16 protein-coding genes are annotated in these 16,438 nt (G+C 66.1%); 7 read left to right on the top strand and 9 right to left on the bottom strand.

The annotated features are described in order from the left end of the window. Window positions 1–40: 40 nt before the first annotated feature. From AC3RCJ_RS05645 to AC3RCJ_RS05615, 7 genes are all read right to left on the bottom strand, one after another. Entirely contained in the window at window positions 41–1,216 is a 1,176-nt protein-coding gene (locus tag AC3RCJ_RS05645; protein ID WP_492965275.1) for a hypothetical protein, read from the bottom strand. Window positions 1,217–1,250: 34 nt separating this feature from the next. Further along, the gene (locus AC3RCJ_RS05640) at window positions 1,251–4,952 is read right to left on the bottom strand and encodes a tubulin-like doman-containing protein (RefSeq protein ID WP_492959719.1); all 3,702 of its coding nucleotides are present in this window, start codon (window positions 4,950–4,952) and stop codon (window positions 1,251–1,253) included. 25 nt (window positions 4,953–4,977) lie between these two features. Continuing rightward, on the bottom strand, window positions 4,978–5,415 hold the full coding sequence (locus tag AC3RCJ_RS05635; protein ID WP_492959721.1) for a hypothetical protein: 438 nt from the start codon (window positions 5,413–5,415) through the stop codon (window positions 4,978–4,980). A gap of 53 nt (window positions 5,416–5,468) precedes the next feature. Beyond that, a complete protein-coding gene (locus tag AC3RCJ_RS05630; protein WP_492959723.1) occupies window positions 5,469–6,938 on the bottom strand; it encodes a hypothetical protein in 1,470 nt (489 codons plus the stop codon). Beyond that, window positions 6,935–8,407, bottom strand: a complete 1,473-nt coding sequence (locus AC3RCJ_RS05625) for a hypothetical protein (RefSeq protein WP_492959725.1) — start codon at window positions 8,405–8,407, stop codon at window positions 6,935–6,937. Before AC3RCJ_RS05625 ends, AC3RCJ_RS05630 begins: the two co-directional genes overlap by 4 nt. A gap of 180 nt (window positions 8,408–8,587) precedes the next feature. Further along, a complete protein-coding gene (rfaE2, locus tag AC3RCJ_RS05620) occupies window positions 8,588–9,064 on the bottom strand; it encodes a D-glycero-beta-D-manno-heptose 1-phosphate adenylyltransferase (protein WP_492959727.1) in 477 nt (158 codons plus the stop codon). 38 nt (window positions 9,065–9,102) lie between these two features. Continuing rightward, window positions 9,103–9,342, bottom strand: coding sequence for a DUF3717 domain-containing protein (locus tag AC3RCJ_RS05615; protein WP_492959729.1), 240 nt, complete (start codon window positions 9,340–9,342; stop codon window positions 9,103–9,105). A gap of 134 nt (window positions 9,343–9,476) precedes the next feature. Here AC3RCJ_RS05615 and AC3RCJ_RS05610 point away from each other — a divergent pair, with 134 nt between their 5' ends. The 5 genes from AC3RCJ_RS05610 (at window position 9,477) to AC3RCJ_RS05590 (ending at window position 12,594) form a co-directional block, all read left to right on the top strand. Then, complete coding sequence (locus AC3RCJ_RS05610; RefSeq protein ID WP_492959731.1) at window positions 9,477–10,412, top strand: hydrogen peroxide-inducible genes activator; 936 nt, start codon at window positions 9,477–9,479, stop codon at window positions 10,410–10,412. A gap of 77 nt (window positions 10,413–10,489) precedes the next feature. Then, window positions 10,490–11,344 carry a 4-hydroxybenzoate octaprenyltransferase gene (gene ubiA, locus AC3RCJ_RS05605; protein WP_492959733.1) on the top strand — a complete coding sequence of 285 codons (855 nt, stop codon included), beginning with the start codon at window positions 10,490–10,492 and terminating at the stop codon, window positions 11,342–11,344. Window positions 11,345–11,451: 107 nt separating this feature from the next. Then, window positions 11,452–11,808 (top strand): ElaB/YgaM/YqjD family protein, encoded by a 357-nt coding sequence (locus AC3RCJ_RS05600; protein ID WP_492959735.1) that lies wholly within the window; start codon window positions 11,452–11,454, stop codon window positions 11,806–11,808. Between the two features lie 55 nt (window positions 11,809–11,863). Then, window positions 11,864–12,250, top strand: coding sequence for a phage holin family protein (locus AC3RCJ_RS05595; protein ID WP_492959737.1), 387 nt, complete (start codon window positions 11,864–11,866; stop codon window positions 12,248–12,250). Continuing rightward, on the top strand, window positions 12,247–12,594 hold the full coding sequence (locus tag AC3RCJ_RS05590) for a hypothetical protein (RefSeq protein WP_492959739.1): 348 nt from the start codon (window positions 12,247–12,249) through the stop codon (window positions 12,592–12,594). The genes AC3RCJ_RS05595 and AC3RCJ_RS05590 overlap by 4 nt, the downstream gene beginning before the upstream one ends. A gap of 28 nt (window positions 12,595–12,622) precedes the next feature. On the opposite strand, the gene proC is transcribed toward AC3RCJ_RS05590, so the two are convergent. Together proC and AC3RCJ_RS05580 are read right to left on the bottom strand one after the other, a co-directional pair. After that, the gene (proC, locus tag AC3RCJ_RS05585) at window positions 12,623–13,453 is read right to left on the bottom strand and encodes a pyrroline-5-carboxylate reductase (RefSeq protein WP_492959741.1); all 831 of its coding nucleotides are present in this window, start codon (window positions 13,451–13,453) and stop codon (window positions 12,623–12,625) included. A gap of 17 nt (window positions 13,454–13,470) precedes the next feature. Next, window positions 13,471–14,172: a YggS family pyridoxal phosphate-dependent enzyme gene (locus AC3RCJ_RS05580; RefSeq protein WP_492959743.1), complete on the bottom strand. Its 702-nt coding sequence runs from the start codon at window positions 14,170–14,172 to the stop codon at window positions 13,471–13,473. Window positions 14,173–14,248: 76 nt separating this feature from the next. Between AC3RCJ_RS05580 and AC3RCJ_RS05575 the strand changes: the two genes are divergently transcribed. Further along, window positions 14,249–15,292 (top strand): type IV pilus twitching motility protein PilT, encoded by a 1,044-nt coding sequence (locus AC3RCJ_RS05575; RefSeq protein ID WP_492959745.1) that lies wholly within the window; start codon window positions 14,249–14,251, stop codon window positions 15,290–15,292. 5 nt (window positions 15,293–15,297) lie between these two features. Then, window positions 15,298–16,437 (top strand): PilT/PilU family type 4a pilus ATPase, encoded by a 1,140-nt coding sequence (locus tag AC3RCJ_RS05570; RefSeq protein WP_492959747.1) that lies wholly within the window; start codon window positions 15,298–15,300, stop codon window positions 16,435–16,437. Window position 16,438: the final 1 nt, after the last annotated feature.

The following is a 16,438-nucleotide window of genomic DNA, read 5'->3' as shown; positions in this document are numbered from 1 at the left end:
TGACAGTGTGCCAATATGTCGGGGCCGGATGCGCCGCGCGTCAGCGTATCGACGTTTCCGTCTGCAGTACCTGCCGCTCGCGCGCGCGGATCTGGCGCGACAGGCTGTCGATCTGCGCATTGCCGGGATCGAGCCGCCGCGCGCCTTCCAGGTAAGTCTTCGCCGCATCGAACTTGCGCTCCAACAAGGCCCGCTCGGCATCGCGCACAAACGACTGCGCCATCTCGGCACGCGCCGCCGCATCATTGCCGCCAGCCGATGGCGCAGGCGCCACCGGCTCCGGCATGCGGCGCGGCGTATCGGATTCGACCACGCGCGAGGCCGGCGGTTCCCGCGACTGTCGCCGCGGTGCGGGCGGCGCGGGCACGGCGGCCGGCCCGGCGCTGGCCGCGCTGGCCAGCGCCCGCAGGTCCGCCTTCAACTGCGGCAAGTCAGGATATTCGCGGTCCAGGCTTTCCAGCCTGGCGATGCCGGCTTGCGCCGTGGCCACGGCACGCTCGTCGAGCGCCTGGCGCACACCCGCCTGCACGGCAGCGGCCGCCGCCTGCCGCTGCGCCAGTTGCCGGCGCAGCGCGGCCACCGTGGCCGTGTCGTCGCAAGCAGCAGCCAGCGTGGCCAGTCCCTGGGCGGCGCTGAGCAGGCGATGACTGTCGAGATCGCGTCCGATGGCGCGCACCGCGCGCTGGCAGGCGGCCGACGCGGCCGCCGTCTTGCCGATGGCGGCCTGCAACTGCGCCAGCCTGGCCGACGTGCCGCCGCACGCGGCCTGCGCCGTGGCCAGTTTTTGCCGCGCGCCATCAAGGCTGCCGTTCGCCACCAGCGCCAGGCCGCTGTCGATGGCGGCGTTGCAGGCGGCGTCTTCCTTGTTACCCGACAACAACCAGGCGACGGCCGCCAGCGCCGCCACGCCAGCGGCCCAGGGAAGCCAGCGGCGCGCGGACGGCGGCGCGGCAGCGGGCGCCGGCGGCGGCCCTTGCGCCGCGCGCCGGGGCGGCGCGACAGGCGCCGCCCCGGGTGCCGATACCGGTGCCGGTGCGAGTGCCCGTGCGGGCGCGGCCACCGGCGTGGGCGGCGGCTGGCGCGGCCGCACGGCTGGCGCAGGCGCTACGGACGGCACGGGTGCCGCCCGTGGCGCGCCATCGACCGGCTGCGCGCAATACGGGCAATAGCCGACAGGACCGTGCAGCTGAGCCTTGCAATACGCGCAGTTCTTCATGACGGCTCCCTCGCCTGGCCGTTCACGCCCCCGCTCACGCCAATGGCGGCGGCATCAGCGGCGGCGGCACATCCTGCAGCAGCGGCGCCAGTTCGGCAAGCTGCGCCAGTTCGGCCCAGGCCGGCATGCCGGCGCGCCAGACCTTGGTGCTGGCCGGGACGACCTGTCCGGCCTGCACGAACTGCGCGATCTGCCGGGCCGTGTACGGTCCTTGCTGCTGGCCCAGGATGCCCAAAAAATACTGCAGTTCGGGCAGCGGCGGCGGCAAGCCGCCCAGCCCAGGCGGCATGTCGGCTGGCGCCGCCGCTGCCGCCGCAGGCGCCACCCTTGGGGGATAGAGCCAGCGTTCCAGCCGCCCCGCTTCCAGCATCTCGGCCTTGATCGCGTACTTCAGGCGCGGCTGGCCATCGGCTTCCGGTGCGCGCACTTCCCAGTCATAGGCATCGCTGTCGGAGTCGCCGATCACGTGCGCCCATTCCTTCTGGCGCGCCAGCAGGGTCGCCAGCGCCTGCTCGAACTCCTCGCTGTCGAGTCCCTTGCGGCGCGCCGATTCGCGCAGGCGGCCGAACACTTCGGCGGCAATGGCGCTGCCGAAGCCCTTGTATTCTTCCTGCGAACCGTCGGCCTGGGCGATCAGCCGGGGCGCATACACGGTGCGTTCATGGTATTTTGCCAGCGCCGCCAGCGCCGTGGTCTGCACGGCGTCAAGCGCGGCCAGTTTTTCTTCGATGCGCAACTCGATATTCTTCTGGTACGAGGCCGGCAAGCCATTCTGGCGTATCGCCCGCTCATTGCCGATGCGCCGCAAGTCGCCGGGCTCGACGGCAAACTGGTACTGCCCGGGCGGCACCACGCGGCCCGTGTGGCGCGTCAGGATGCCCAGCATAATTGCTTGCAGGAACTGGCCAAAGTCTTCCGCCAGGCGCTTCATTTCATCCGTGTTCGGCGCGATCGGATGCGTGAACTGGGTCGGATCGATATGCGTATGCGTGGGCGCCTTGTCATTGTCGCCCTCCTTGCGGTAGCTGGTGCGCCAGCCTTCCAGGCCGCGCAGCACCGTCATCGGCACGCCGGCCAGCTCGCTGTAGCAGACGGCCCGTCCGCGGATGCCCGTCTCGACGATCTCCAGCTGGCTCACCGTGATGCCCACCTGGGTCGGCATGCACGATTCGAGCTCGGCGCCGAAGCGGGTCCGGAAAGCGGCCGCATTGGCCACGCCGATCACGCATTTGAACTGGTCCGACACCACCGTGAAATCGCCCGCCATGTTGGCGTCTATCCATGGCATGGCGCAGGCCAGCAATTTGCGGAAGCGGTCGAGGCGCTCGGCCACCTCCATCTGCTCCAGCGCCTCGACCAGGGGATCGGGCACGCTGGCCGCGCCTTCCTGCGCCCCCATGGCAGCGATCATGTTCTCGGCCATGCGCGTGACCTTTTCCAGTATCAGCGCGCGCTGGACCGGTTCATTCAGCATGGGAAACAGGGCCTTCGAGCCGCCCATGTCCTTGAAGGCCTCGTCGGCCCATTGGCGCAGCACGACGGGCGACGGCGGCGCGATCTCGCGTCCGGTGACGGGGATGACGATCAGCGTCGCATGTTCCTTTTCCAGGTCTTTCTGCAAGATGGCATTGGCCAGGTTCAACTCGGCCAGCATGGCCAGCACACCTTCGCGGCCCGCCTGCAGTTCGCCCACCAGACCGTTCCACTGCGCGCGCCCCTGGCCATCGACGCCGATGCGGTTGCCCAGCCAGCGCGACAGTTCAGCCAGCAGCATCACGGCCTCGTCGGCCGCCTTGGCCCGCAAATGAAATTTCAGCGCATTCGCCATTTCGATGCGCAAGTGGTCCATCACCACGCCAGCCTGCTTTTCGCTATTGCTGAAGAAGGAAAAGCCGCCGCGCGTCTGTTCCAGGTTATTCAGCAGCCGCTCGTATTCGCGCGAGCGCACGGCTTCCTTGATCTCGCTGTAACGCTCGGCATTGTGGCCGATCTGCGCCATCAGGCCGCTGCCCGACGCCTCGATGCGGTCCTTGATCTGTTCCACCAGCGACAGCACGTATTCGAGTCCGCCGAAATCCTTGTTGTCGAGATAGCCATACAGCTGGTCGCGCACGACCTTTTTGACTTCCTCCAGCACTTCGCGGCGGCGCCGGCTGATGCGGTCTTCCGTCGTATCGGCATTCGAGTCCTGGTCGCGCACGGCATCGCGCTCCAGGTGGCCCATCGCATCGCGCACCTGCGCCGGCCATTCGCTGCGGTCGAAGCCCGTGCGGATGTCGTTGATGCGCGTATTGACGCGGTTTTCCACGCCGGCCAGCAGGTGGCCGTGGCGGTCTTCCAGCAATTCGTCGACCATGCGGAAATCGATGAAGTCGCCGTTCGAGCGCTTCAGTTCGATGCTCTTGTCGGAAAACTCGGGAAACGCGCTGAAGGGCGTGCCCTTCAGGAACATATTGGCGGCCAGGAAGTTATCGCGCTGCACATCCGTGGCGCGGTTGACGGCGCCATCGCTGGCGCCCACGCCAAAGAAGGCGCGCAGCATGGCGCCGGCCCAGCGGTGCGCGCGCGCGTCGCGTGCCGCATCCTGCCGGGTGTCGAGCACGGCCATGCCAAACGCGGAATAGCGCTTCGAGTAATACAGGCGCATGTCGCCGAAGCGGTCCTGCGGCACGGGCGCGTTGTACAGCGCATTCTTGTGCTGCGCCTGGTTGACGGCGATCGAGCGCTTGGCGCGCGCAAAATCGGCCGAGGCGAAATCCTCGAACAGCGAATCGGCCACCATGTGATACACGTCGGCCACATCCTTGGTGTGCTGCTGGGCCAGGTTGCCCGAATCGATCAGGTACACCTCGCTGTACGGCTCGCGCGACAGTTCCGGGCGGTCATACGCATCCCAGCGGCCCACATAGCCCTTGTTGCCCATCATCGCCGATTCCAGCTCCATCAGCGCCGCATAGCCGTTGGCCTCCACCCTGTCCTTGTTGGCCTTGGTATATCCGGTCGGCAGGAACAGCATCAGCTCGACGTCGGCCGTGCCCACTTCGCTGCGCGCCAGCCAGCGCGCCAGCAAGCCCATGTCGAGGAAGGAGCCGGAACCGGTGCCGCCCGCCACGGAACCGACGACGACGATGCGGAAGCGGTTCGTTTCCATGCGCAAACCCAGCTCGGCCAGCTGGCGCTCGTGCGACAGGCCCGCCTTCAGGGCCTTCAGCTTGAGGCGGATCTTGTCGCGCACCTTCGCATACTTGTCGAAGAAATACAGGCGCGACACGGCGCGGATCTGGCCCGCGCCGCTGCTCATGTCGAAACGCAGTTCGCGGATGCGCTGCGGCGTCAGCGGCAGCCATTCCTTGATGTGCGGATATTTCTCCAGCGAATCTTCATCACGGCTGTACTTGTCCATGTCGAACGCTTCGACCACCTTGTCGTCGTCGCCAAACTTCACCTGCTCGAACTGCAGGTCCTTCGCCTGCGATTCACCGCTCTCGATCACGGCGCCATGGTCCAGGTCGAAATGGATGAACTGGGCGATGGGAAACTCGGACAGGCCCTCGATGCGCGCGCGCTGCCCCGCCCCGCCCCACTGGGCATTGAGGATGCGCCGGCGCACCCGCATCAGCACCTGCATGCCCGTGCCGCCGATGCCGATGAACAGGGTCGGACGCAGTTCGATGATCTTGTCCTGCTTGCGCTCGGCGGCGGCGCCGTCGAGCGTCTGGTTCAGAATGTCTGCCATGGGGATTCCTGAAAGCGCGCGCGGCCTAGCGGCGGCTCGACGTGAAAGTTAACAGCAAGGCCACCAGGCCCACCAGGACCAGCGGTCCCATGAAGAGCGGCGCGAGGAATTTATGCGCGTTCACGGCCGCCAGCACCAGGCCGGTGGCCAGGCTGGCCAGGAAGATGAACAGCCACCAGCCGGCCGCGTTGGCCTTGTTCGGCGGCACGCGCTTGGCCACCAGGCCATTCGCATAGGCATTCTTGGCAAAGAAGAAAGCAATGAACAACAGCAATAGCACGGCGCCGCCGATCAGCGTGTCGCGCGCCGAGGTATCGGTGGCGCTGGCCGGATCGAGCGCAGGCACGGGCTCGGTGGTGGCCGTGGCCGCCGGGGCATCGGCCGATGCCGCCGCCGAGGCCGATGCGGGAAGCGGGGCCGGCAGCGTAAAACCTGGGTTGTCTTTGGGAGTATCTTGCGCCATGGTCTGCCTCGAAGTAATAGTGTAATGAATGGGACAAATGCAATGCCGGCCGCTCAGGCCATGCTCAGGGCGCGGCCCTGCGCCACGCGCACCACGGCCGGCCGGCCCAGGCCGCGCCGGATCTCGCCCACCTCGCCGCCCTGTTCGTCGCGGATCAGCAGGCGCTTGAACGGTTTCAACAGCACCTGCCGCGGCACGCCGTCGACCAGCACCTTGTAGCGCGTGGCGCGCGTGCCCAGCAAGCCCAGCGCGATGACGCCCAGCACCAGCGCCAGCACGCCGCCCAGCATCGCCAGCACGGGCAGCAAGGGATACTGTATGCGCACCAGCAAGGGTAACATCGCTTGCGACGCGCGCACGCTGTCGGGCGGCGTAAAGATTTCCGACAGCGGATCGCCGGGAAACAGGTCCTGCAAATCCTGCGAAAAAGCGGGCGCCACGGCCAGCCGCTGCGCGCTCAGCGCCACTGTCGCCTGCATCGGCAGCAAGACTTGCTTGCCCATCGCGGCCAGCGCCTGCGCCGACCACGGCGACGGTATCTGCGCCATCGGCAGCGCGAAACGCACCTGCACGGACTGGCTGGCGCCCGGCTGCAGGCGGCGGATCTGCGCCGGCGTCACCTGCAGCGGCACGCGCTGGCCGGCCAGCGCGGCGTGCACCGTGGCGCTGTCGATCACGTAGGGGTAAAACATGTTTTGCAGCGATGCCTGCAGCACCACCTGCGGCACCAGGTTTTGCGCGTCGACGTCCAGCACGATGGTGCGCCCGTCGCGGCCCAGGCTGGCGTGCACATGCTCGCTGTTCTGGACGGACTGGGGCACGATGCGCACGGCATCCTGGTCCACCGGTTTCAGGCGCGCGGGCGGGCGCGTCAGCACTTGCGACAGCCGCCCTTCGGCCAGGATGCGGTTCAGCGCGTCCGACGCCGGCTGGCCATACGCGAGCGCATACACCATCAAGCCCTTGGCGCTGTACAGCTTGCCCTGCACCGGCATGCGCAATGGAAATACGAGCGTCCTGGTGATCGACGGCTCCAGGTGCAGCAGGCGATAGAAGTCGCGGTTGCGCGCGGCCGTCTGGCCATCGTTATTCGGGCTGTTCCTGTTGTTCGTGAAGATCCACACGATGCCCGAGGCGGACTGGAACGGTCCCGTGATGGTCTTCGTCACGGCTTCCTGGAAATCCGTGTCGGCCAGGGCGCCGCCGCTGCCCTTGCGCGCCAGGCCCAGGCCGGCCAGCTGGCGGCCCACGCCGGCGCCGCCCTGCCCCTGCGCGATCAGCGACGGCGACACATGGCTGCCGCTGCTCTGGCTGAACGCCAGCGTGTACACCTTGTCGTCCGGCGTCGTGGCCGCCTGCGCCACGGCGCCCACCAGCGCCTTGAGCTGCGAATGCTGATCCGTATAAAATGGCTCCATCCAGCCCGAATTCTGTACCAGGAATGCCTGCTGGATGCCGGCCGCGTGCGCGGCACCCGTGGCGCACGCGGCGGCAAGCGCGGCAAGCAGCAGGCGCGCCCTCATGCCTGCAAGGTCCAGCCATCGATGCGCGACAGCAGCGGGTGGTAGGCCCACAGCCGGCCCTCGCTGGCAAACAGGCGCGTGCGCCACGGTTCGCTGACAAAGAACGAATGGAACACCGTTTCGCGCACGCCGTCGTCCTGCACCAGCCGGGCCCGCAGGCGCTCGGTGGAATTGAGCAGGCTCAACAGCCCGGCGCTGGTTTCGCACTTGACGCCGAACACGCTGCCGCCCCCGCCCGCTTCCAGCAGCGGCATGACGACCTGGTTGCGGCCGCCGTCATCGCCGTGCTCCGGCTCTTCCCACGGCGCCGTTGTTTGCTTGGCGGCAAAACGGTAATTGACGCTGCCCGAACACAGGCGCGGCGCCAGCGCGTCGGCGCGCTCGGGCTGGCTGCCCAGCTTCAGGTAGACATAGGTGTTGCGGCTTTCCTCGAAGCACAATTGCCACAAGCCCCCGTCACGCGACAAATAGGGGCTGCCAAACTCGAAATGCGCTTCCAGGCCCGCCGGCCACGGCGTGAACGACGCGGCCACGTCGCCGTCGGGCTGCAGCTGCAGGCGCAACTGGCCCTGCGCGCCGGGCCAGACGGCCATGCGGTTGTAGGCCACGGGCGCGCCCAGCATGCCCGTGGCGACGACGCCATCGAGCAGCACGTCGGTGCCGCGTTGCTGCTGCGCATCGACGTTGACGAAACGGATGCGGCCGTCGTCGTCGCGCAGCGGCGCCCACAGGCGGTTCTGGAAACGGATGGGCGCCCCCACGCATGGCGCCCCACCCAGGTGCTCGACCCGGTAGCCGAGCGCGGCCACGTCGGCATGGACGCAGGCCAGGCCGTGTCCGGTCGGCAGGTACAGCACGCTGTTGAATGCGGGGATCAGTTCGGCGCGCCAGGCGCCGGCGCCGAGGTCCGTTTCGGCCAGCAAGCCGCCCTCGTCCGCCTGCAGCGCCAGCCAGCGTTTCGAGCCAGGCAGCCAGGCGTGCAGGGCGGCCTTGCGCGGGTCCAGCGCCAGCAAGGCCTGCCCTGCCGTGCCGAAGCGGGCGGAAAAGAACTCATATTCGCCGGGCGGCGGCAAGGGCAGCGACGCATCCGCTTCCGCATGCTCGGCGCGCGCGCGCTGGTCGGCCAGCTGCAAGGGCATGCAGGCCTGGTGCAAGCCGGCCGCCCCGGCCACGGGACGGTCGCTGACGGGATGGGCGCCATACGGCGGCACCCATGGCAGCGCGCCCCCCGCCTCGGGCGGCACTTGCAGCGGCGTGCCTGTCGCCGGATCAAAGGAAAATTCAGGGGGGTAGTGGCGCACGGGTTCGCCCGGCAGGCGGCGGGCGTGCATCAGCCTGCCCACATCGGCCAGGCTCAACAAGGGCGAGACGGCATTGCCTGCCGCCGTGCGCAGCAACGCCCATCCGCCATCGGCAGCGCGCCACGTGCCCGACGCCAGCGGCCATTCCCCAGAGGTTTTAAGGTTCATTAAGTTTTCTATTGCAAACAAAGCCGCGCAAAACGCGACTTGACACACCATCCTGCACGCCGGGGCTGCGGAACCGAGATCCCAGCCTGAGCCTGATTCCCATAGTAGCGTCTTTTCATCCTTATTGAAATATGCGCATGGCCGCAGGCGCCAGGCGGCCATGCGACCGTTGCCAGGCGGCTATTGCTGGCGTACCTTGCTCAGCAGCTTGGTGGTCGAGCGGTCGTGTTCGAAGTCGATCGCCACGGCCTGGCCGCCATAGGCCAGCACGGCTTTTCCTTCAGGAATGGCCGTCATGTCGTAGTCGCCGCCCTTGACATAGATTTCGGGCATGATTTCCTGCACCACTTCCAGCGCGCTGTCTTCCGAAAACGGCACGACCAGGCTCACCGATTCCAGCGCCGCCAGCACGGCCAGGCGGTCTTCGCAGCTGTTCAGCGGGCGGTCGTCGCCCTTGCCCAGGCGTTTGACGGAGGCATCGGTATTGATGGCCACCACCAGCGAGGCGCCCAGCGCGCGCGCCTGCGCCAGGTAAGTCACGTGGCCGCGGTGCAGGATGTCGAACACGCCGTTCGTCACCACCACCGGCTTGGGCAAGGCCGCCACGCGCGCGCGCAGCGTGTCGCGGCCGCATATCTTGTGTTCAAAGTCAGGCATAGGTATCGCTCTCGTTGTTGGGTTAAATCAGGACTGGCTCACGGGTGGCTATCGCCATGGATGCCGCCGCCGTCGGCGCGCCAGGCATCGATCAGGGCCACCGTGCCAGGGTCCAGCCGCTCTTGCGCGATGGCATCCTGGTGCTGAAAGATCATCAGCGCATACACGGTGGCCAGCCGGCTGACCGGTGGCGACAGCGCATATTCGTTGCCGCGTGCCGGCTGCTTTGCCCTCCAGTAATTAATTACCGCTTCCAGCGCCTGTACGCTCACGTCCATCACGGCCTCCCGCCATTGCCATGCCCCGCATTATAGGGGGCGATCCGCTACAATACGCCATCGGCGCCACAGTTTGGCGTTTCCGCCACCTTTCATTCATTGCAAGTAAGCACTTCCTGTGTTTCAATCACCTTATGACACTGACTGAACTGAAATATATCGTTGCAGTCGCGCGAGCGAAACACTTTGGCCATGCCGCCGAAGCCTGTTTCGTTGCCCAGCCCACCTTGTCAGTGGCCATCAAGAAACTCGAGGATGAACTGGGCGTGGTGCTGTTCGAACGGGGCGGCGCCGAAATCTCCGTCACGCCGCTGGGCGCGCAGATCATCGCGCAAGCCGAGCGCGTGCTGGAACAGACGGCCGCCATCAAGGAACTGGCCAAGCAAAACAAGGACCCGCTGGCCGGCCCCCTGCGCCTGGGCGTGATCTACACGATCGGCCCCTACCTGCTGCCGCCGCTGGTCAAGGCCATGATAGACCACGTGCCGCAAATGCCCTTGATCTTGCAGGAGAATTTTACGGTTCGCCTGCTCGAGCTGCTGCGCCAAGGCGAACTGGACGTGGCCATCATGGCGCTGCCCCTGCCCGAGCACGGCATGGCCATGCAGGAGCTGTACGACGAACCGTTCGTGGTCGCCATGCCGCGCCACCATCCGTGGACGGCGCGCAAGAAGATCACGGCGCAGGACTTGAAGTCGGAAACCATGCTCTTGCTGGGCAATGGCCATTGCTTCCGCGACCAGGTGCTGGAAGTGTGCCCCGAGATGGCGCGCTTTTCCTCGCCCGGCAATGGCATGCAGCGCACCTTCGAGGGTTCTTCGCTGGAAACCATCCGCCACATGGTCGCCAGCGGCATCGGCCTGACGGTGCTGCCGCGCGCGTCCGTGGCGAACATGCATGCGACCGACGGCATGCTCGAATACCGTCCTTTCGAGGAACCCGTGCCCTCGCGCCGCGTCGTGATGCTGTGGCGCAAGAGTTTTACGCGCAAGGCGGCCATCGACGCGCTGTGTTCCGCCATCGCCAGCTGCAACCTGCCCGGCATCGACTCGCTGTACGAAGAAGGCTAGCGCGCTCGCCGGAAAATAGTACATTTACGTACTATTTGCGATAATCGCCGTTTCTCTTCAACAAGATTGAGTTTCCCATGACTAAGCTGGCGCTGTATTTTCGCCTGATACGGCTGGACAAGCCTATCGGTACCGTATTGCTGCTGTGGCCTACCCTGTGCGCGCTGTGGCTGGCGCAGCAAGGCGTGCCGGACTGGCGGCTGCTGCTCATTTTTACTCTTGGCACTTTCCTCATGCGCTCGGCCGGCTGCGCCATCAATGACTACGCCGACCAGGATATCGACAAATTCGTCAAGCGCACGATGGACCGCCCCATCACCAGCGGCCGCATCAGCGGCAAGGAAGCGCTGGCCGTGGCCGGCGTGCTGACCGTGCTGGCCTTCTGCCTGATCCTGCCCCTGAATGCGCTCACCAAGCAATTGTCGGTGGCCGCCGTCATCATCGCCGGCACCTACCCGTACTTCAAGCGCTTCTTTGCGATTCCGCAAGCGTATCTCGGCATCGCCTTCGGCTTCGGCATCCCCATGGGCTTTGCCGCCATCACGGACAGCGTGCCCGTCGTGGCCTGGCTGCTGTTGCTGGGAAATGTCTTCTGGGCCGTGGCCTACGATACGGAATACGCGATGGTCGACCGCGACGATGACTTGAAGATCGGCATCAAGACCTCGGCCATCACCTTCGGCCGCTACGACGTGGCCATCGTCATGCTGTGCTATGCCGTGTTCCTGCTGCTGTGGCTGGCCTGCGGCTGGTACCTGGGCTTGCGCTACTGGTATGTGGCGGGACTGCTGGTGGCGGCCGGCTGCGCCGTTTACCACTACACGCTGATACGCGCACGCGAGCGGATGCCGTGTTTTGCGGCATTCCGGCATAATAACTGGCTAGGAGCAGCGGTATTTGCGGGCGTGGTGCTGGACTTTGCTTTCCGCTAGCAAATAACTCTTGCGCCCCGGCAGCCGTTGAGGCGGCGCAATACAGGCTGGCCGCTGCTGCCTACACTGGTATTTCACTGTGCAGTTTCACTTCCATGAGGTAATACATGAGCTCGACACATACCGGCAAATCCAGCAGCGACAGCATCCTCGCCGACGCCGACAAGGCCCGCGAAAAACTGGTCGGCGACCTGAAGACGGTCATCAATGAAGCGGAAGGCTGGCTCGATGGCGCCAAGGACCAGACGGGCGAGAATGTCAAAGCCGTCAAGGACAGGTTCATCGCCACCGTGGAAACGGCCAAGAAGGACTTGATCAAGCTGGAAGAAGACTTGCTTGAACGCACCAAGAAGGCGGCCAAGGCCACCGACGAGTACGTGCAGGACAATCCATGGAAAGCCGTGGGCGCGGGCGCCGTTGTGGGCGTGCTGTTCGGCCTGCTGCTCTCCTCGTCACGCCGCTAAGCAGGCGGCCCCCGCCGGCGGCCCGGCCGCCGGGCACTGACGCGAAAGGCAGCATATGAATCTCGTTCATCATGTCGCCCAGGTCGCAGCGACGCTTGCCGCCATGGCCCAGACCCGACTGGCCCTGGCGGCCGTGGAAATGGAAGAAGAGTCGCTGCGCTTCCTGTCCTACCTGGCGCTGGCCATGCTGGCGCTGCTGTGCCTGTTCGTCGGCCTGGTCTTGCTGGTCTTCCTGGTGATCGTCGTGTTCTGGGATACGCATCGCATCGCCGCCATCGCCATCACCGCCGCCGTCTTCATCGCCGCCGCGCTCGCCACCCTGCTGGGCGTGCGCGCCAGTTTCCACAGCAAGCCGAAACTGCTGTCCTTCACACTTACCGAACTGAACAAGGACCTGGACCAGCTGCAGCACCTGGCCCGCCGCGGAACGGAGCAGCCATGACCACCCACCCGACCAAACTGTCCCCTGTGCACAACGCCGCCAGCCTGGCGCGGCGGCGCGATGCGCTGGTGGCCGAATGCGCGCTGCAGCGCCTGGCGCTGGGCGTGCAGACGCGCCAGCTGCTGCAACCATTGACGGGCGGCAACCTGCGCCGCGCGCTGGCCACGCGCTTCAAGATTCCCCTGATGGCGGGCGGCGCCGTGCTGGGGCTGCTGCTGGTGCGCCCGCGCCGCTTCGTGCCGCTGCTGCTGGCGGGCGCTTCCTTGCTCAAGCAAGCGAACGCGGCCCTGCCCCTGATCCGCACGGTCTTACAGCGTTTCGCCAAGAAACAGCCGCCCCCTTGAAAATACCTGTGCCTGGCAGCCTACGGCATTACTTGCCCAGCTCGTCCCCCATCTCGCGACCGCGCTGGGCGGCCGCCTTGATGCCCTGGACGATGGCCGCCTTGACGCCGCTCGCTTCCATGCTGGCGAGCGCCGCATAAGTCGTGCCGCCCTTCGAGGTGACGCGCTCGCGCAGCAGCGACACGGGTTCGCTGGAGTTGGCCGCCAGCTGCGCCGCGCCCGTGAAGGTGGCGATGGCCAGCTGCGTGCCCTGCTCCGGCGTCAGGCCCAGTTCGGCGGCCGCCTGCTGCATCGCTTCGATAAAGTAAAACACATAGGCGGGACCGCTGCCCGAGACGGCCGTGACGGGATCGATCTTGGCCTCGTCATCGAGCCAGACGGTCTGGCCGACGGCGCGCAGGATGGCGTCCGCCGTCTTTTTCTGTTCCTCGCTGACGCCGCCGCTGGCCACCATGCCCGTGATGCCCATGCCGATCAGGGCCGGCGTGTTCGGCATGCAGCGCACGATGGCGCCGTAACCACCGAGCCAGCGCGACAGGTCGGCCGCGCGGATGCCGGCCGCGATCGACAGCACCAGCGGCGCCCGCTCGCCGTCGAGGAAGGGCAGCAGCTGCGCCGCCACGTCGCGCATGCTTTGCGGTTTCACGGCCAGCACGATCACGTCCATGCCGCGCAGCGCGTCGCCCGCAAGCGGCGCCGTCGTCACGCCGAACTGTGCCTGCAGCTTTTCCAGCGCCGGCGCATGCGGGTCGATCACGTGGATATTGCCGCCCAGGGTCAGCTTGCCCGCCAGGCCGGCAATCAGGGCGGCGGCCATGTTGCCGCCGCCTACAAAGGCGATATTCAATTCTGTCGTCATGGTTGTTCTTTCTATAATCAGGAATAGTGTCGGGAACCGAAGATGGCACTGCCCACGCGCACGATGGTGGCGCCTTCCAGCACGGCGGCGCGCAGGTCGGCCGACATGCCCATCGACAAGGTATCGAGCGCCAGGCCGTCCGCCTTCAATTGTTCGTACAGCGTACGCAATTGCGCAAACGCACGGCGCTGGAGGGCCACATCCGTTTCCGGCTCGGGGATGGCCATCAGGCCGCGCAGGCGCAGGCGCGGCAAGTGCGCCACGGCATGCGCCAGCGCCGGCAAGTCAGACGGCGTCACGCCGCTCTTGCTCGCTTCGCCGCTGATATTGACCTGCAGGCAGATGTTCAGGTCCGGCATGCCGTCGGGACGCTGCTCGGACAGGCGCGCGGCGATCTTTTCCCGTTCCACCGTGTGCACCCAGTCGAAATGCTCGGCGATGGGGCGCGTCTTGTTGCTCTGGATGGGACCGATGAAGTGCCAGGCGGGGGCGCCTTGCGGCAACGCAAGCCGGACGGCGGCGATCTTGTCGAGTGCTTCCTGCAGGTAATTCTCGCCGAAGGCCGCCTGGCCCGCCCGCAGCGCTTCGAGCACGGCATCGGCGCCAAAGGTCTTCGAGACGGCCAGCAGGGTCACGTCGGCCGGCATACGCTGCGCGTCAAGCGCCGCCTGCGCAATACTGCTGCGCACGGCTTGCAAGTTCTGTTCGATTGTGGACATAATCATTTTCTAGTGGATTCGGGCTACGCTGTCGCCAGCGCGCGGTAGCCCATCATTGCAGGCACAGGGATTATAAATGGACATTTCCGAACTACTCGCTTTCTCCGTCAAGAACAAGGCATCCGACTTGCACCTGTCTGCCGGCCTGCCGCCGATGATACGGGTGAATGGCGACGTGCGCCGCCTGAACGTGGCGCCGCTCGAGCACAAGGAAGTGCACGGCATGATCTACGACATCATGAACGATGGCCAGCGCAAGGCCTATGAAGAAGCGCTCGAGTGCGACTTCTCGTTCGAGATTCCCGGCCTGGCCCGCTTCCGCGTCAACGCCTACAACCAGGAACGCGGTGCCTCGGCCGTGCTGCGCACGATCCCGTCGAAGGTGCTGACGCTGGAAGAACTCAACGCCCCGCGCATCTTCGCCGACCTGGCCATGCGCCCGCGCGGCCTGGTGCTGGTCACGGGTCCTACCGGTTCGGGCAAATCGACCACCCTGGCGGCCATGGTCAACCATGTCAACGAGCGCCTGAACCACCACATCCTCACCATCGAGGACCCGATCGAGTTCGTGCATGAGCCCAAGAAATGCCTGATCAACCAGCGCGAAGTCGGTTCGCACACGCATTCGTTCAGCAACGCCCTGCGCTCGGCCCTGCGCGAGGACCCGGACGTGATCTTGGTCGGCGAATTGCGCGACCTGGAAACCATCCGCCTGGCGCTGACGGCGGCCGAGACGGGCCACCTGGTGTTCGGCACGCTGCACACCTCGTCGGCGGCGAAATCGATCGACCGCATCATCGACGTCTTCCCCGCCGAGGAAAAGGAAATGGTGCGCGCCATGCTGTCCGAGTCGCTGCAGGCCGTCATTTCGCAAAACTTGCTCAAAACCAAGGATGGCACGGGCCGCGTGGCCGCGCATGAAATCATGCTGGCCACGCCGGCCGTGCGCAACCTGATCCGCGAGGCGAAAGTGGCGCAGATGTATTCGGCCATCCAGACGGGCGCCAACGTGGGCATGCAGACCTTGGACCAGTGCCTGACGGACCTGGTGCGGCGCGGCACGATTACGGCGGAAACGGCGCGTTCGGCCGCCAAGTCGCCTGAAAACTTTCCCGGATAGGCAGCATGCAGACAAACCATGAGCACTATGGCGCCATGCACGCGCTGCTGGCGCGGATGCGGGAACAGGGCGGCTCCGACCTGTTCATCACGGCCGGCTTTCCGCCGGCGATCAAGCTCGACGGCAAGATGACGCCGCTGGCGGAAGGCCCGCTCGATGCCGCGCAGGCGGCCGGCTACATCCGCGCCATCATGAACGAACGGCAGGCGGCGGACTTCGCCGCCAGCCGCGAAGCCAATTTCGCCATCAGCCCGCAGGGACTGGGGCGTTTCCGCGTCTCCGCCTTCGTGCAAATGGGACAGGCGGGCATGGTCTTGCGCACCATCAATACCGCCATCCCGCAGCTGGACGCGCTGGGCTTGCCCGCCATCCTGCAAGAGGTGGTGATGAGCAAGCGGGGCCTGGTCATCATGGTGGGCGCCACCGGCTGTGGCAAGTCGACCACGCTGGCGGCCATGGTGGGCCACCGCAACGCGCACAGCCATGGCCACATCATCACCATCGAAGATCCCGTGGAATTCATCCACCCGCATGGCAATTGCATCGTCACCCAGCGCGAAGTGGGCGTCGACACGCAAGACTGGGCCACGGCCCTGAAGAACACCCTGCGCCAGGCGCCCGACGTGATACAGATCGGAGAGATACGCGACCGCGACACCATGGACCACGCCATCGCGTTTGCCGAGACGGGCCACCTGTGCCTGGCGACCCTGCACGCGAACAACGCCAACCAGGCGCTGGACCGCATCATCAACTTCTTCCCCGAAGAGCGGCGCCAGCAATTGCTGATGGACCTGTCGCTCAATTTGAAGGCCATGATTTCGCAGCGGCTGATCCCCGCCAGCGATGGCCGCGGACGCAAGGTGGCGATGGAAGTGCTGCTCAATTCACCGCTGATGAGCGAGCTGATCTTCAAGGGGCAGGTGCATGACATCAAGGAATTGATGAAGAAATCGCGCGAGCTGGGCATGCAGACCTTCGACCAGGCCCTGTTCGACCTGCATGAAGCGGGCCAGATCGGCTATGAAGACGCGCTGCGCAATGCCGATTCCGTCAACGACCTGCGGCTGGCGATCAAGCTCAACAGCAAGACCGCGCCCGCCCCTGCCGCGGGCAGCGGCGGCAGCAAACTGGGGCTGCTCTGAG

This window comes from Janthinobacterium sp. GW822-FHT07H11, assembly GCF_058798615.1.
The sequence above is the reverse complement of the archived record's forward strand: the minus strand, read 5'-3'. Positions and strand labels throughout refer to the sequence as shown.